Origin of the sequence: Rhizobium sp. R339 (assembly GCF_002211395.1) — a bacterium.
GTDB lineage: Bacteria > Pseudomonadota > Alphaproteobacteria > Rhizobiales > Rhizobiaceae > Rhizobium.
Window position 1 is genome coordinate 141,114 of the sequence record NZ_LOKV01000026.1, and the last position, 17,370, is coordinate 158,483.

Below are 17,370 nucleotides of genomic sequence, written 5' to 3' on the forward strand. Positions count from 1 at the left end.
ACCAGTCTTAATTTTCAGGTTCAAGCATGATTGTTGCCAAGGGCGGCAGCGTTATCGAGCAGGTGATGTCGCCGCCGGCATTGACGGCCTGCACGCGCCCGCCATTGCCCTTGCCGCTGCCGCCGTAGATGTCGGCATCGGTGTTCAGAATTTCCCGCCAGCGGCCTTCGGACGGCAGGCGGATCGAATAGTTCTCGCGGTAAACGGGAGTGAAATTGGTGATGACGGCGACCGGTTTTTCTCCGGGCGCCTTGCGCAGCCAGGCGAAGACGGAATTCTCGCCATCGTCGGCCACCAGCCATTCGAAACCTTCGCCTTCGCAATCGCGTGCATGCAACGCCGGCTTGCTGCGATAGGTGAGATTGAGGTCGCGCACCAGGCGGCGCATGCCCTCGTGCATGCGGTACTGAAGCAGGTTCCAGTCGAGCGACTTATTCTCGCTCCACTCGCTCCACTGGGCGAATTCCTGGCCCATGAACAACAGCTTCTTGCCGGGATAGCCCCACATATAGGCGTAGTAGGCGCGCAGATTGGCGAACTTCTGCCAGTCATCGCCCGGCATCTTGGCGATCAGCGAGCCCTTTCCGTGAACGACTTCGTCATGCGACAGCGGCAGGACGAAATTTTCCGAATAGGCATAGAGCAGGCCGAAAGTCAGTTCGTTGTGGTGGTGTTTGCGATGCACGGGATCGCGGCTCATATAGCTCAGCGTGTCGTGCATGAAGCCCATGTTCCATTTGAAGCCGAAGCCAAGCCCGCCTTCGTGCACCGGCTGCGAGACCTTCGGCCAGGATGTCGATTCCTCGGCGATGGTCATGACATTCGGGTGCTGGCCGTAGATGCGGATGTTGAGATCCTGCAGGAAGCGGACGGCTTCGAGGTTCTCGTTGCCGCCATATTCGTTCGGGATCCATTCGCCGTGCTTGCGGGAATAATCGAGATAGAGCATCGAGGCGACGGCATCGACGCGCAGGCCGTCGAGATGGAATTTCTCGGCCCAATAAAGGGCGTTGTTGACGAGATAGGAGACGACCTCGGTGCGGCCGAAATTGTAGATCGCCGTATTCCAGTCGGGATGGAAACCCTTGCGCGGGTCTTCGTGCTCGTAAAGCGCTGTGCCGTCGAACCAGCCGAGGCCGTGCTCGTCGGTCGGGAAATGCGCCGGCACCCAGTCGAGGATGACGCCGATGCCGACCTTGTGGCAGCCGTTGACGAAACGGGCGAAGCCCTCCGGCTCGCCGAAACGGGCGGTCGGTGCGTAGAGGCCGGTCGTCTGGTAACCCCAGGACGGGTCATAGGGATGCTCGGTGATCGGCAGGAATTCGATGTGGGTAAAACCCATATCGACGCAATAGGGGATGAGGCTGGAGGCGAGTTCGTCCCAGGAGAGCATCGTGCCGTCCTGCCGGCGCTGCCAGGAGCCGGCATGCACCTCGTAGATCGAGATCGGCTGGCGGCGCTTGTCGGTTTCGCGCCAATGCTTCACATGGGCTTCGTCCTCCCAGAGCTGATCCAGCTCGGCGGCGGCGAGGGAGGCGGTCTTTGGTCTCAGCTCGCTGCGGCGGGCGAAGGGATCGGCCTTAAGCGGCAGCAACACGCCATCATGGCCGCGGATCTCGAATTTATAGGCAACCCCAAGCGGGATATCGGGCGCGAAGATCTCCCAGATGCCGCTGTCTGTGCGGAAGCGCATGACGTGGCGGCGGCCGTCCCAATTGTTGAAATCGCCGACGACCGAGACGCGCTGCGCATTCGGCGCCCAGACGGCAAAGTGGATGCCCTGCGCGCCCTCATGCTTGATGCGGTGCGCGCCCATCTTGTCGAACAGGCGCAGATGTGAGCCTTCGCGGGCGAAATAATCATCCATCGGCCCGAGCACCGGGCCGAAGCTGTAGGGGTCGGTCACCGCCCACTCGGCATCGCCGCGCCGGGCGCGATAGCGCACCGGCTGGAGCTTGGTCAGCGAAACCGGTCCGGCGAAGAAGCCGTCGCCATGAAGCTGTTTCAATTCGCCGATGACGCTGCCGTCGAGCGTCATGGCGGTCACTTCCTCCGCGCCCGGGATGAAGCAGCGGGCGACGAAAGCGTCGCCGGCCTGGTGCGCACCTAGGACGGCAAAAGGATTGGAGTGCGAGCCTGCAAGGATCGCCGTGATTTCATCTGCCGAAATTTCCCAGGTAAGCTGTACTTCAGGGACTTTTTTCGGCGTTTTCATCCGGCTCTCCAGATTTCGTCTGCATATTGCCTGATCGTGCGGTCGGAGGAGAACCAGCCCATCCGTGCCGTATTGTTGATCGTCTTGGTGTACCAGGCGGACTGGTTGGTCCAGATCTGGTCGACATCGCGCTGGGCCTGGGCGTAGGCGTCGAAATCGGCCGCAACCATGAACCAGTCATGCGAATAGATGCCGTCGATCAGCGCCGTGTAGCGGTTGCGGTCATCCGGCGAGAAGACGCCCGAGCCGATGGCCGAGAGCGCTTGTGACAGTTCGCGCGATCCTTCGATGATGGCGCGGGGATTGTGGCCGTCGCTGCGGACCTTTGAGACCTCGTCGGCTCTCAGGCCGAAGATGACGATATTGTCCTCGCCGACATTGTCGCGCATCTCGACATTGGCGCCGTCGAGCGTGCCGATCGTCAACGCGCCGTTGAGGCCGAACTTCATGTTGCCGGTGCCGGATGCTTCCATGCCGGCCGTCGAGATCTGCTCGGAAAGGTCGGCGGCCGGAACCATGACTTCGGCGAGCGAAACATTGTAGTTCGGCACGAAGACGACCTTTAAGAGGCCGCGCACCGACGGGTCGTTGTTGATGGTGCGGGCGACGTCGTTGATGAGTTTGATGATCAGCTTGGCGTTGTAGTAGCTCGGCGCCGCCTTGCCGGCGAAGAGTTTGACGCGCGGCACCCAGTCGAGCTCCGGATGCGAGCGGATCTGATCGTAGAGGGCGACGGCTTCGATGATGTTCAGAAGCTGGCGTTTGTATTCGTGGATGCGCTTGATCTGGATGTCGAACATGGCCGAGGGATCGAGCTTCACGCCCATGCGGCTGGCGACGAGATTGGAAAGAGCCACCTTGTTGGCCCGCTTCACCGCGGCGAACTTCTGCTGGAAGGTCGGATCGGAAGCATGGGCCTCGAGCGGGCGCAGCTTCTCGGCATCATCGAGGAATTCGTCGCCGATCGCCTCGCGGATCAGGTCGGTAAGGCCGGGATTGCACTGCTGCAGCCAGCGGCGCGGCGTGATGCCGTTGGTCTTATTGTTGATGCGGTCGGGATAGAGCTTGTGCAGGTCGGCAAAGACCGTGACCTTCATCAGATCGGTGTGCAGCGCCGAGACGCCGTTGATCGAATGCGAACCGATGAAGGCGAGATTGCCCATGCGCACGCGGCGGTCGCCGCTTTCCTCGATCAGCGAGATCGAGCGGATTTCGCTGTCGGAAAAGTTCTTGGTTTTGCGGGCATCGAGCAGGATCTTGGCATTGATCGCATAGACGATCTGCATGTGGCGCGGCAGCAGGCGCTCGAAGAGCGGAACCGGCCAACTTTCCAGCGCCTCGGGCAGAAGCGTGTGATTGGTGTAGGAGAAGGTGCGGCGGGTGATATCCCAGGCCTGGTCGAAATCCATGCCGTGCACGTCGCAGAGCAGGCGCACGAGTTCGGCGACGGAGACGGCCGGATGGGTGTCGTTCAGCTGAATGGCCACCTTGTCGGGCAGCGAGGTGAAATCGTCATATTGCTGCAGGTGGCGGCGCAGGATGTCCTGCAGCGAGGCGGAGGAGAAGAAAAATTCCTGGCGCAGGCGCAGTTCCTGGCCGGCGGGGGTGGCGTCGGCCGGATAGAGAACCCTCGTCAGGCTTTCGGCCTTGTTGCTTTCGCGCAGCGCGCCGATGTGGTCGCCGGCGTTGAAGGCGTCGAGCAGGATCGGATCGATCGGCTGCGCCGACCAGAGGCGCAAGGTGTTGACGCGTTTGCCGCGCCAGCCGACGGCCGGCGTGTCGAAGGCGGCGGCGATGACGCGCTCGGCCGGCTTCCAGACGTAGCGCGGCTGGTCGTCATGGGTGGTGATGAATTCGACGGCGCCGCCGAAGCCGATTTCGTAGGAGCTCTCGCGGCGCTCGAACTCCCAGGGATTGCCGTGGGCGAGCCAGTTTTCCGGCAGCTCCACCTGCCAGCCGTCGGCCAGCTGCTGGCGGAAGAGGCCGTGGACATAACGAATGCCGTAGCCATAGGCCGGAACGTCGACCGTTGCCATGCTCTCCATGAAACAGGCAGCGAGACGGCCGAGGCCGCCATTGCCGAGTGCGGCATCCGGCTCCAGTCCGGCAATGACGTTGACGTCGACGCCGAGCGAGGCCAGCGCATCGCGCACCTCTTCCATCAGGCCGAGGTTCGAGACGGCATCGCGCATCAGGCGGCCGATCAGGAATTCGAGGGAAAGATAATAGACGCGCTTGGCGCCGGTCGCATAGACCTCGCGGGTGGATGCCATCCACTTGTCGATGATGCGGTCACGCACCACCAGGATCGTCGCGGTCAGCCAGTCATGCGGCTTCGCCACCTTGGCGTCCTTGCCGATGCGGTAGGTCAGACGTTCGATGATTTCTTCTGCGAGAATTTCCGGCCTTGAACTGCGGGGAGCGGGAGAGGGGATAACCGGCTTGGAAACGGTGTTCATGGTAGATCTCGCCAATTTTAATTTGGTTTCAGGGTGTTATGCCTGATTTAATCGATTTGTCGCTTGCGCTGACCACAGTTTATGCATCGTTAGGAAGCACTTGCAACAAAGGATTTGGACAAACGAAAAATTTGCGAAACCTCCATATTCACGTCATCCGAGGGGCTTGATTCCAATCGCTTTTCCCGATCTGATGCGCGGGCTAGCGATAACGAAAAGCCGCGCCGGTTTGTTCCGGCGCGGCTTTTCGTTTTCCGTTTCGCAGCTTTTGTCAGTTCGTTAGACGCGTCACCTGATTGGATGCTTTCATGCCGATTTCCTTGAAAGCCTTCAAGAGTGTCGTCATGTCGCCGGCAGGGAAGTAGTTGCCCGGCGATGTCGCGCAATAGCTAAGCAGTGCCTGGCCGCGTGCCGGCGCCATGAAGGCAATAGTATAGACTTGCATCTTGGCAGCGCGGGCCTTGTCACACCACGTCTTCGTTTCAGTATCGGCGGAGGTATAGTTGTTGTCGCCGTCCGTCATGAAGACAATATATTTTGTTGGGACCTGCCCCGTCTTGTCCATGTGCGCCTTGTCCTCGGCCGCGTCGGCAAGCTTGTTGTAGGCCGTCTTGAATGCCTCGCCTGAGTCCGTCCCGTCGGTTGCCGTCAGGTTGTTGACATATTTGCTGACGTGGGCGGTGCCCCAATCCAGCGCTTTGGCTTTCTGCATCTCGATATTGTAGGAAACTGCGCCCGTGCGGACATATTCCTCGTCGGGATCGACCGCGTCGAGTTCACCCGTCAGCGTGCCGACGGCAAGCTTCAGGGCTTCGATCTTGGTGTAGTAGTGGGGGCGCGTGCCGGTGCAGGTCTTCCGCTTGGTAACGTTGCCGTATCTGTCTCTTTCGCTGCAATCATATTCATATCCTTCCGTCGGATCCGACGCGTTGACCGTCGCAGTGTTTTCGCCCATCGAACCGGACCGGTCGAGAACCAGGAACATGGAAACGGAGCCTTGGGTTTGCGAATTGCCGCTGACCGTCGTGCCCGACGTCGCAAGATGCTGCGTGCTGAAGCCGACGGCCTGCATGAGCGGATTGACCGTGAGATCGTAGCTCGGTGAAACCGTGACCTGGTAGGATGTCGATTTGCCCGAGGTGCTCGTCTTGATGTCGACGCCGGTCGCGTTCTTGATATCGACGCCGCTCTGCAGGTAATTCGCCATCTGGCCGGCGACGAAATTCCGCGCGTAGGCCTGGGCCTCCGAGGTTTGGATCGTGCCGTTTGCGAGGGCAGTGGCTGTTGCGAGCGCGGCGGAATCGGCCGCCTCCTGCAACTGCTGCTTGGAGAGCAGCATGTCTCCGACCTGTATCGCCATGCCGGCAGCGCCGAGCAGGACCGGCGCCATAATCGCCGTCATGATACCAAAATTACCGCCACGGTCGCTGAACATGCGACGCAGGCAGGGACGCAAAAACGAGGTGCTCATCATGTTCACCCAACTGAAAACCCTGTGAGGTGATTTACGCACGCTGCTTCTTTACGCCGCCCTTACGGCATCAATAAAATTTTAACGAATCCGGCAATTTTTCCAGTTTTGGGATTATTTCAGCGGGATCACATCAACTGCCTGAACGGCGCGCTGGCCGCCATAGCTTTTCAACACGCCGATGACGGGCACGACGTCGGAATAGTCCCGGCCATAGGCGACGACGATATGATCGGTGCCGGCGGGGATATTGTTGGTCGGATCGAGCTCGATCCAGCCGATCGTCTCGCCGCACCAGATCCGCACCCAGGCATGCATGGCGTCCGCCCCTTCCAGCCGTGCCTTGCCGGGCGGCGGGATGGTGCGCAGGAAGCCGGAGACGTAGCCGGCGGGAATGCCGAGGCTACGGAGCGCCAGGATCATGATGTGGGTGAAATCCTGGCAGACGCCGCGCTTGAGTTTGAATGCCTCGATCGGCGTCGTGTCCACTGTCGTGGCATCGGGATCGTAGGTGAAATCCTTGTTGATGCGGGCGCAGAGCGCATGGGCGATCTGCATGGCAGTCAGCTGGGGAGTGGCGCAGCTTCGCGCATAATCGGCGATCTCGCGCGCCTGCGTCAGGCGCGGGCTGTCGCCGAGAAAGTGATGCGGCGAGTCCGGCGCCAGCGACCAGACGCCCGATATCTCCTCCGGCAGATCGGCCAGCAGCGGCGAGAAATCGGCGGCGATCGGCTGACTATCCACCTGCACGCGGGCCTGCATGCGAATGTCGAGCGCCTCGTGCGGCGCCCGCAGCATGAAGGAGGTGGCGGGATGGCTGAAGAAGTCGACGAAATGCGACTGCTCGTCCGGCGTCGGCGAAATGGTGATCGAGCCGGCGACGAGGCGCTGCCGGTTAGTGAGCGACAGCGGCATCAGCCGCATGATGTGGCGGGCGCCGGAGGCCGGCACGTCGTAGCTGTAACCCATGCGGAGCGAAAGATCGTAGAGCACGGCGTCACCCGAGATAGGTCTGGGCGAGCAGATCGGAAAGCTGCTCCAACTCGCGCTCAAGCCGCTGGTAAACGTCGGCTCCCATGCCCTCCGGCGTCATTACCGCCAGTCCGGAATGCAGCCGCATCGCTTCGCGGTAGAAGGGCGACATCTGACCGTTGATCAGGGCATTCGGCAATTGCTCGACCTCGTGATGGATCTCATTGACCTGGAAGAGGACCGAGCGCGGGTTGAGGGGGTCGAGCGCCAACAGGTCGGTCACCGTCAGCCGCGCCGTGTTGACGTTATAGCGCCGGCGATGGGTCATGACGCTGTCGCCGATCTCCAGCAGCATGTCGAGCGCGCCGTCGGGCGCTTCCGGGCCGGACATGTGGCCGAGCAGACGGGTCATGTGTAGGCCGCGCTCGATATAGCGGCCGAGCGAGAGGAAGCGCCAGCCCATGAAACGGTACATGTTTTCGTGCACGAGGCCGGCAAAACCCGCGAGCTTGCGCAGCAGGATCGTCATCGCATGGCTGGCGTCATCGCCGGCGGAGACGGTGACGTGGAAGCGGCGAGCGGTCTTGGCGAGATCATTGAGCGCCAGCCAGCCGTCCGGCGAGAAGCGGTCGCGGATGTTGCTGGCCGAATAAACGGCGCTGTCGATGTTGCGCAGCAGCGTTTCGGGCACGGGCTCGGCGGTATCGATATCGACGGCTGCGAGATAGGCGGAAACGTCGGCAAGCAGCGGCTGGCTCGGATCGGCGGCTTCGGCAAAACGCGCATGCCAGGCGCGCAGGATGCGCAGCGCGCCTTCGGCGCGTTCGATGTAGCGGCCGAGCCAGAAAAGGTTGTCGGCCGCCCGGCTCGGCAGGCTGCCCGGCATGTTGCGGGTGAAGCTGCCTTCGGCCGGCAGCAGCGTGTGACGCTCGACCGGTTTGTCGCTGACGATCCAGACGTCGGCGGCCGCTCCGCCCGACTGCATGGCGATCGCCGCGGCGTCGGCGCCGGAGCCGATGCGAGCAAAGCCGCCGGGCATGATCTGCCAGCCGTTCGCCGTGCGGGCGGCGAAGACGCGCAGCGACATCGGCCGCGGCACGAGCTTACCGTCCACCCAGGCCGGCGTCGTCGAGAGCGTGACGACCTCCTGTCCCACAAGTTTTGGGCCGTCCGAGTTCAGCCAGTCGGCAATGGAATCCTTGGCGGTCGCGCGCAGCGACGAGCCGAGCACGGATTCGCCGTTGTCGTCGAAGAAGGGCGCGCGGGAATAGGCCGGGCCGATCACCATTTTCTCGATATTCTTGGAGACCTGTTCGCGCTCTTCCTTCTGACCGCACCACCAGGTGGCGATCGAGGGCAGTTTCAGGTCCTGCCCCAAGAGATGCCGGCAGATGGTCGGCATGAACGCCAGCAACGCCCGGGTCTCTAGAATGCCGGTGCCGAGCGCGTTGACGATTGTGACGCTTTCGGCGCGCAGCGCCTCCACGAGACCGGGCGTGCCGATATGCGAATTCTGGTTCAGCTCCAGCGGGTCGGCAAAGGCCGAATCGAGACGGCGCCAGAGCACACCGATCGGCTTCAGGCCGGCGACGGTGCGGACCATGACGCGGCCCTTGACGACGGTGAGATCCTCGCCCTCGAGCAGCATGAAGCCGAGATAGCGGGCGATATAGGCGTGTTCGTAATAGGTCTCGTTGGCCGGGCCTGGCGTCAAGACGGCGATGCGGTCGTCGCCCGAATGTTTCATGCCCTGCAGCGCGTCGCGGAAGGCGCCGAAGAAGGAGGCGAGGCGATGGACCGGGGTTTCGGCGTAGATGTCGGAGAAGGCGCGGGTCGTCGCCACGCGGTTTTCCAGCGCGAAGCCGGCGCCGGATGGGGCCTGGGTGCGGTCTGCCAGCACCCACCAGTTGCCGTCAGGCCCGCGGCCGATCTCGAAGGCGCAGAAATGCAGATAATGGCCGGACGCCGGCCGGATGCCGGCGAGCGGCCGCTGGAATTCGGGATTGGCGGCGATCAGCGCCGGCGGCAGGAAACCTTCCTCCACCAGCCGGTTCTCGCCGTAGATATCGGCAATGATCGCCTCCAGGAGGTCCGCCCGCTGGACGAGGCCGGCCGAGAGCGCCTGCCATTCGCGCTCGTCGATGAGCACCGGGATATGCGAGATCGGCCAGGCGCGTTCGCCGGTACCCTTGCTGCCATAGGCGCGATAGAAGACGCCGGCGTCCCTCAGGTAGCGGTCGGCGCGGGCGAAACGCTCGGCGAGATCCGGCATTGCGCCGAGATGCGAGAGGAAACGCTGCCAGACGGGGCGGATCACGCCCTTGTTGTCGACCATTTCGTCGGCGATGCCGGGAAGCGGCGCATAGTCGAAGGCCGCATCCTTGCCGATACTGCCCTCAGCCTCCTCCCTGCGCTCCACTGCCGGTCTCTTACCCATCAAAACCCAAGCCCTGCCCCTCGGCCTCAAATGCCCGCGGGCCGCCTCAGATCCAGCGTCAGCGGGAATTCCGGCGAACCCGTCTCGGCGCGCGGGATATAACCGCCTGCCGTATGCCCCCACGGCTCGAACCGGGCGAGCCGCCTTGCTTCCGCCTCATTGCCGTTGACCGGGAAGGTGTCATAGGTCCGGCCGCCCGGATGGGCAACATGATAGATGCAGCCGCCGATCGAACGCTTCGACCATGTATCATAAATGTCAAAAGTCAAAGGTGTGTTGATCGGAAGCACCGGATGCAGGCCGGAAGCCGGCTGCCATGCCTTGTAGCGGACGCCGGCGACCGATACGCCCGATGTGCCGGTCGGCGTCAGCGGCAGGGTGCGGCCGTTGCAGGTCACGGTATAGCGGGAGGCGTTGCTGGTTTCGAGGCGAACCTGCAGACGCTCGACGGACGAATCGACATAACGCACCGTACCGCCGATCGCACCCTGCTCGCCCATGACATGCCAAGGTTCCAGCGCTTGCCGAAGCTCCAGCTTCGAGCTTTCATATTCAACCTCGCCGCAGAACGGAAAGCGGAATTCGAGCTGCGCCTTGAACCATTCCGGGCTGAGATCGAAGCCGTTTTCGCGCAGGTCCGCCAGCACGTCGAGGAAATCGGCCCAGACGAAATGCGGCAGCATGAAACGATCGTGCAGGGTCGTGCCCCAGCGGACGAATTTGCCGTCGACCGGGTTGACCCAGAAGCGGGCGATCAGCGCGCGCACCAGCAATTGCTGCGCGAGCGACATGCGTGCGTTCGGCGGCATCTCGAAGCCACGGAACTCGATGAGGCCGAGCCTGCCGGTCGGGCCGTCGGGCGAAAACAGCTTGTCGATGCAGATCTCGGCGCGGTGGGTGTTGCCGGTGACATCGGTCAGGAGATTGCGGAACAGGCGATCGACGAGCCATGGCAGCGGCGGCTGACCGCGGCCGGGAGCCGCGATCTGCGCCATGGCGATCTCCAGCTCATAGAGGCTGTCGTGGCGAGCCTCGTCGATGCGCGGCGCCTGGCTGGTCGGGCCGATGAACATGCCGGAGAAGAGGTAGGAGAGCGAGGGGTGGCGCTGCCAGTGGAGGACGACGCTCTTCAACAGATCCGGACGGCGCAGGAACGGGCTGTTGTTCGGATTGGCGCTGCCGACAACGACATGGTTGCCGCCGCCGGTGCCAGTATGACGGCCATCGATCATGAATTTGTCGGCGCCGAGCCGGGTGGCGCGCGCCTCCTCGTAGATTGCCGTCGTGATATCAACGCAATCCTTCCAGTTGGATGCCGGATGGATGTTGACCTCGATGACGCCGGGATCCGGGGCGACGCGGATGACGTTGATGCGCTCGTCCTGCGGCGGCGGATAACCTTCGATATGAACGGGAAGCTTGAGCTCGGCGGCAGCGTTTTCGGCAGCGGCGATCAGCTCAAGATAATCCTCGATCCGCTCGACCGGCGGCATGAAGACGCAGAGCCTGCCGTCACGCGGCTCGACCGACATGGCGGTACGCACGGCGCCGCCGATTTCTCCGAGCGTCTGTTCGATCCGACTGCGATTGTTCTCGCCGGCGTGGAAGGAGGCTTCCGGCATGGCGCGGCCGGCCGGCACGAAAGCGTCGGGCAGTGGCTCGCGCGGGATCGTAGGATCGGCGGGATGGATATAGGGATAGCGTGCCGGGGGGACATAGGGCAGGGTGCCGAGCGGCAGGCGGTAGCCGATCGGGCTGTCGCCAGGTACAAGGAAGATCCTGCCGCGGCGGGTGCGCCATTTCTCGCTGACCCAGACCCGGCTTTCAGCGGCCCTGGCGTTCCATGCCTGGACCGGGAGGATGTAACCGGTGGGGACGGTGAGGCCACGATCGAAGACGCGGGCGATGCGGTTGCGTTCCTCGGGATCCTTCAGCTTCGAATTCGCCGGATCGACATTGTCGGGAAGATTGCCTTCCTTGATGATCCAGTCGGCCGGATCCTCAAAGGCCGGCTGCACCATGTCGGGCTTGATCGCCAGTTCTTTTGCGATCGCCGTCAGCAGCTTTTCGGCATCCTCGGCCGCAACACCGGTATCCCAGCCTTCGGCGGCGACCAGATCGAGGTTCTGCCAGATCGGCTTGCCGTCGCGGCGCCAGTAGAGCGAGAAGGTCCAGCGCGGCAGGCTTTCGCCGGGATACCATTTTCCCTGGCCGTAGTGCAGGAAGCCGCCGGGGGCGAAGCGCTCCTGCAGCCTGCGGATCAGGCTGTCGGCCTTTTCGCGCTTGGTCGGGCCGACGGCGGCGGTGTTCCACTCCTCGGACTGGAAGTCGTCGATCGAAACGAAGGTCGGCTCGCCGCCCATCGTCAGGTGTACGTCCTCTGCTTCGAGGACACGGTCGACCTTCTCGCCGAGTTCGTTGAGCTCGCTCCAGCTTTCATCGGAGAAGGGTTTGGTGATGCGCGGATGTTCTGCGACGCGCGAAACCGTCATATCGAAGGCGAATTCGGTTTCGGCCTCGCCGAAATAACCGCCGGAGATAGGGGCGGCGTTGCGGTAATGCGGCGTGGCGGCGAGCGGAATATGGCTTTCGCCGGTCAAGAGTCCGGAGGTCGGATCGAGGCCGACCCAGCCCGCGCCTGGCAGATAGACTTCGGCCCAGGCATGCAGGTCGGTGAAGTCGACTTCGGTGCCGGAGGGACCGTCGAGCGCCTTCAGGTCCGGCGCCAGCTGGATGAGGTAGCCGGAGACGAAGCGGGCGGCGAGGCCGAGATGGCGCAGGATCTGGACGAGCAGCCAGCTGGTGTCGCGGCAGGAGCCCTTGGCGCTTTCCAGCGTCTCCTCCGGCGTCTGCACGCCGGCTTCCATGCGGATGACATAGCCGATCTGCCGCTGCAGGCGGGCGTTCAAACCGACGACCATATCGATGGTCGGCTGGCCGGGCGACCAATCGAGTGTGGGCAGCAGCGCCTTGAGGCGCGGGCCGGCCGGCTCCGGCGTCATGTAGATCGATAGATCCTCGCGGATCGTTTCGGGATAATCGAAAGGCCACTTGGTCGCCTCCTCCTCGATGAAGAAGTCGAAGGGATTGTAGACCGTCATGTCGGCGACGAGATCGACCTCGATCTTGAACTCGGTGACGGGGTCCGGAAAGACGTAGCGGGCGAGATAGTTGCCGTAAGGGTCCTGCTGCAGATTAACGAAGTGATTGGAGGGCGTGACTTTCAGCGAGTGGCTGAGCACCCTCGTCTTCGAATGCGAGGCCGGTTTCAACCGGATGATCTGTGGGCCGAGGCGGACCGGTTTATCATAGGTATAATGCGTCAGATGATAGATGCTGGCTTTGATCGACATATTTCTCTTTTTGTCCGGCGCGCATCGTTGTGCGGCTTGCTGTTCCCTAAGCCAGTGTGTGCAATGCAGCGAAAGAAAGCAAGGGCGGAAGGGCTGGGATTCGGCGGCTTTTATGCCGCCCTGGCGAAGGTCACCGCCGCCTTCAGGCCCGTGCCGCCCGTGCCCGGTTCCAGCGTCAGGACGGCGTTGAAAAGATTGGCGATTTCTTCGACGATCGGCAGACCGAGCCCGGCGCCGGGCGCGCCGGAATCATTGCCGCGAGAGAAACGCCGGCGCACTGCCTCCAACTTCTCGTGCGGAATGCCGGGGCCATTGTCCTCGACTTCGAGGCGGATCGTCTCGGGGGCGGCAATGATGCGGACGGTGACCTCCGCCCCCTTGCCGGCATAGGCGATGGCGTTGCCGGCGAGGTTTCGCAGCATTTCGCCGATGAGCAGGGGCTCGGCGCGGATCATTGCCGGGCTCTCGCCCTCGAAGCCGAGGTCGATGCCGGCACTGGCGGCCGCCGGGATCTGCTCGCCGGTGATTTCCTGGGCGATGGCGGCCAGATCGATGGCGGAGGCGGTCAGCGCCTCCTTGGCGGTGGCGGCGTCGATCTTTGCCATCAGGAGAAGCTGGGCCAGGATGCGCTCGGCATGCGCCACGGCCTGATCGCCCTTCAACGCCGCCGCCTGGGCCTCGTCCAGCGAGGCGGCGCGGACCGAAAGGGCAAGCTGGGTGCGGATGATCGCCAGCGGCGTGCGTAGCTGATGGCTGGCATTGCCGGTGAAATTGCGCAGCGCATCGAGCGCCGATTGCAGGCGCACCATGAAGGAATTCACCGTATCGACCAGCGGCTCGACTTCGCTCGGCACGGTCTCTTCGATCGGATGAAGATCGTCGGGACTGCGTTCGCCGATTGCATCGCCGAGCTTGTAGAGCGGGCGGAGCGCCACGGTGACCGAGATCCAGACGATGACGGCCGCGCCGGCGATCATCAAGGCGAGGCGCAGCGCCGAGCGGACGAGGATCGCCTGCGTCAATTGCCGTCGGGCGATGGTGGTTTCGGCGACCGTCACCACGAAGGGCACGGAGCGGATGCCGGTCGAGGCGGAACGTTCGAGCGTCGCGATCCGGATCGGCTCGCCGCGGAAGGTGTCGTCGGCGAAGGCGGCGGCATTGCCCGGCGTGTTTTTCAGGACCGGCAGGGATTGGTAGCCGGTGATGAACTCACCCGGCGGGCCGTCGACGCGGTAGAAGACGCGGTCCTGCGCCGCGGATGTCAGCATTTCCAGCGCGACATAGGGAATATCGACCTGCAGCGTGCCGTCTTCGGCGACGACGACGCGCTCGGCGATGGCCAGCGCCGAACCGGCAAGGACGCGGTCGGAGACGATGTTGGAGGTCTGAACCGCCTCGCTATAGGTATCGGCGAGCGCCAGCGTGCCGATGACCGCTGTCGAAACAAGCAGCCAGAAGAGCAGCCGGCGCCTGAGGGAGTAGGCGACTTTCATGGGGCCTCGGGCAGCTTGTCGAGATAATAGCCGATGCCGCGCGCGGTCTTGACCGTCAGCCCGTAGGGCGAGAGGCGTTTCCTCAGACGGCTGACATATTGCTCGATGGCATTTGAGGATATGTCGTCGTCGAAAGCCGTCAGCGACTGGATGATCGCCTCCTTGGCGACGACCTTGCCGGCCCGCATGAAGAGGATTTCGAGCAGGCCGAGTTCGCGGGCGGGAATATCGAGCGGCGTGGCGCCTGATGAAAAGGTGCGGGAGTTGAGATCGAAAGAAATGCTGCCGAAGCCGACAGTCGCCGAACGCAGCCCGGCCTGGCGGCGCAGAAGCACACGCACACGGGCCTCGAATTCTGATATGTCGAAGGGTTTGATCAGGTAGTCGTCGGCGCCGAGATCGAGACCCTTCACCCGTTCCTCCGGCGTGCCGCGCGCCGTCAGGATGAGGACGGCCGCCTGGTTCTGCCGGGCGCGCATGGCGCGCAGCACGTCCAGCCCGTCCATCTCGGGGAGGTTGAGATCGAGGATGACAAGGTCGAAATTTTCCGCAGCGATGACGGCATTGGCGGAGGCTCCGTCATGCACGACATCGACGGCATGCCCCGTGCCGCGCAAGATCGCCGACAGGCCGTCGGCCAGCGCGATATTGTCTTCGGTAAGCAGGATGCGCACGGATGTTCCCCCTGTTTTCAAAGGAAGTTACAGGGGGAACGAAGGCTTGTCACAGCCATTTTAAAGGTTGGGTGAATGGCGGCGAAAAAGCCGGTTTCAGCTGCCGGTTCTCTCCATCCGTTCCCGCTCGACCATCGCGGCGGCGAGCAGTTTCTGGAAGCGCAGGTCGTCGCGGATGTTGTCGAGATCGGAATCGTTGTCGAACCATTTGATATGGTAGACGGAGCTGTTCGGCAGCAGTTTCTCCAGCAGGTCGATCGCCTGGTCGACGTCGCCAAGGACGGAATGAACGCAGGCGAGATTATACTGCGCGACGATGTCATCCGGATCGATGGCGATTGCGCGCGCGGCCCAGTCGCGCGCTCTCGCCGCATCGCCGAGATGGGCAAGCGCCAGCGCACCGCGATGGGCCGGGCCGGAATTTTCCGGATTGAGGTTCAACGCGCGTTCGGCACGCAGGAGGCCGAGGCGCGCCCAGTTTTCCGTATCCACGAGGCGGCCGAGCGAGCGGTAGGCGGCCATCAGATGGATGGGCGAGACGTAGTCGTCGGGGCGAATTTCAGCCGCGCGGGTGAAATATTGGACCGATTCAGCAAAGTTGCCGCGCATGAAGAAGAAGCGGGCATAGTGGAAATTTGCCTCGAAGAGGTTCGGGTCGAGCGTCAAGGCACGTTCGAAGGCCGCTGCCGCCCGATCGTCGTAGCCGCTCTGATGCAGGGCCAGGCCGTGCGAGGCATGGGCCTCGGGAAGATCGGGATCGAGCGCGAGCGCGCGAGCGCTCATCTCCAGGATGCGCCTCAGCGGCACATCGTCTGGCGCCCAATCGCGGATCGCAGCGTCGCAATCGGCGATGCCGGCATAGGCGCGGGCATAATCCGGATCGAGCTCGACCGCCTTGCAGAACATGCGTCTTGCCAGCTGGAGGTACGACTTCGTCCAGGTGTGGGAGAGCTGGCGGCCCCTGAGATAGTAAGTATAGGCTTCGACATTGGCGGTCGGCTCGTTGGCGATCGCCTTCTTCTCTTCCGGCAGTAGGCGCACTTTCAGCTGGCCAACGATCGCATGGGTGATCTCGTCCTGGATGGCGAAGATATCGGTCAGGTCGCGGTCGTAACGCTCGGCCCAGAGATGGTCGCCATTGGCGGTGTCGATCAGCTGGCCGGAGATGCGCACGCGTTGGCCGAAGATGCGCACGCTGCCTTCGAGCACGTAGCGCACGCCGAGTTCCTGGGCGAGCCGCTTCAGCTTCACCGATATGCCCTTGTAAGTGAAGATCGTGTTGCGCGGCACGACGTGTAGGCTCGAGATCTTCGACAGGTCGGTGATGATGTCTTCGGTTATGCCGTCGGAGAAATAATCCTGATCGGCATCGCCGCTCATATTGGTGAAGGGCAGCACGGCGATGAAGCAGGTATTGCGGTTCTGCGCGACCAGTCTGGCGGAGGAGGGCGGCGCCAAGCTGACGGTGTAGACCTGAACGGGCTGCCGGATGTTCTTCAGCATGTGTTCGCCGATGAAATCAAAGCCGAGATTGAGACGCGAGCCGACCTGATCGCGGACCGAGCCTGATACGGCGATGCCGCCCGGCGCTGCGATGCGCTCGAGTCTGGCGGCGAGGTTGACGCCGTCGCCGAATATATCGCCGTTTTCGACGACGACGTCGCCGAGATTGATGCCGATGCGGAATTCGACGCGCTCGTCCTTGGGGACGTTCTCGTTGCGGGCCGACATGCTGCGCTGGATTTCGGCGGCGCAGGCGACTGCATTCACGACGCTCTGGAACTCGGCCAGGATGCCGTCGCCGGTGAGTTTGACGATCCGGCCCTTGTAGTCCGAAATACGAATGTCGACCAGTTCGCAGCGATGGCGGTTCAATGCCTGCAGCGTGCCTGATTCATCGATGCCCATCAGTCGGCTGTAGCCAACGACATCCGCGGCGAGAATAGCGCTCAGTCGTCGTTCCATGACCCCTCCCATGGATCTTCCCAGTTTAGTCCTAGCTTTTTATAGAGTTTTTGTCGCGTAGAGTCGTCCCCCGAATAAGAAGATTCGGGCGGTTTCGACGTTTTGACGCGGAAGCGCACCCTATATCGTCGCCAATCTTCATCAATACTCTAAACGGGCGAAGGTCGACGTTAAGCCATAATCCTTTATGGTGAGAAGTGACTTGCTGTGAGGCAAATGGGTGTTTTTTCTTGCGGGGTTTTCTTTGGGCAATTGCCCTGACATTCGCCCAACGCGACTGCGCGCGGTCCGACGCAATGACACAGGCGGCTTCGCCAGTTTCTGTGCCCTT

The 17,370-nt window shown here is 62.7% G+C and carries 9 protein-coding genes; all 9 read right to left on the reverse strand.

The features are described 5' to 3' along the window. Positions 1-7 precede the first annotated feature (7 nt). Positions 8-2,215, reverse strand: a complete 2,208-nt coding sequence (gene glgB / locus ATY76_RS27640) for a 1,4-alpha-glucan branching protein GlgB (RefSeq protein WP_088677847.1) — start codon at positions 2,213-2,215, stop codon at positions 8-10. Next, positions 2,212-4,674, reverse strand: coding sequence for a glycogen/starch/alpha-glucan phosphorylase (locus tag ATY76_RS27645; protein WP_088677848.1), 2,463 nt, complete (start codon positions 4,672-4,674; stop codon positions 2,212-2,214). Before ATY76_RS27645 ends, glgB begins: the two co-directional genes overlap by 4 nt. Positions 4,675-4,945: 271 nt before the next feature. Then, a complete protein-coding gene (locus tag ATY76_RS27650) occupies positions 4,946-6,145 on the reverse strand; it encodes a TadE/TadG family type IV pilus assembly protein (RefSeq protein WP_088677849.1) in 1,200 nt (399 codons plus the stop codon). 114 nt (positions 6,146-6,259) lie between these two features. Beyond that, complete coding sequence (locus ATY76_RS27655; RefSeq protein ID WP_088677850.1) at positions 6,260-7,138, reverse strand: transglutaminase family protein; 879 nt, start codon at positions 7,136-7,138, stop codon at positions 6,260-6,262. Positions 7,139-7,142: 4 nt separating this feature from the next. Then, positions 7,143-9,554, reverse strand: a complete 2,412-nt coding sequence (locus ATY76_RS27660) for a circularly permuted type 2 ATP-grasp protein (protein WP_088677851.1) — start codon at positions 9,552-9,554, stop codon at positions 7,143-7,145. A gap of 26 nt (positions 9,555-9,580) precedes the next feature. Next, complete coding sequence (locus ATY76_RS27665; RefSeq protein WP_088677852.1) at positions 9,581-12,907, reverse strand: transglutaminase family protein; 3,327 nt, start codon at positions 12,905-12,907, stop codon at positions 9,581-9,583. A gap of 110 nt (positions 12,908-13,017) precedes the next feature. After that, entirely contained in the window at positions 13,018-14,400 is a 1,383-nt protein-coding gene (locus ATY76_RS27670; RefSeq protein WP_088677853.1) for a sensor histidine kinase, read from the reverse strand. After that, on the reverse strand, positions 14,397-15,074 hold the full coding sequence (locus ATY76_RS27675) for a response regulator transcription factor (protein ID WP_088677854.1): 678 nt from the start codon (positions 15,072-15,074) through the stop codon (positions 14,397-14,399). Before ATY76_RS27675 ends, ATY76_RS27670 begins: the two co-directional genes overlap by 4 nt. Before the next feature lie 96 nt (positions 15,075-15,170). After that, positions 15,171-17,039, reverse strand: a complete 1,869-nt coding sequence (locus ATY76_RS27680; RefSeq protein ID WP_088677855.1) for an adenylate/guanylate cyclase domain-containing protein — start codon at positions 17,037-17,039, stop codon at positions 15,171-15,173. Positions 17,040-17,370 lie beyond the last annotated feature (331 nt).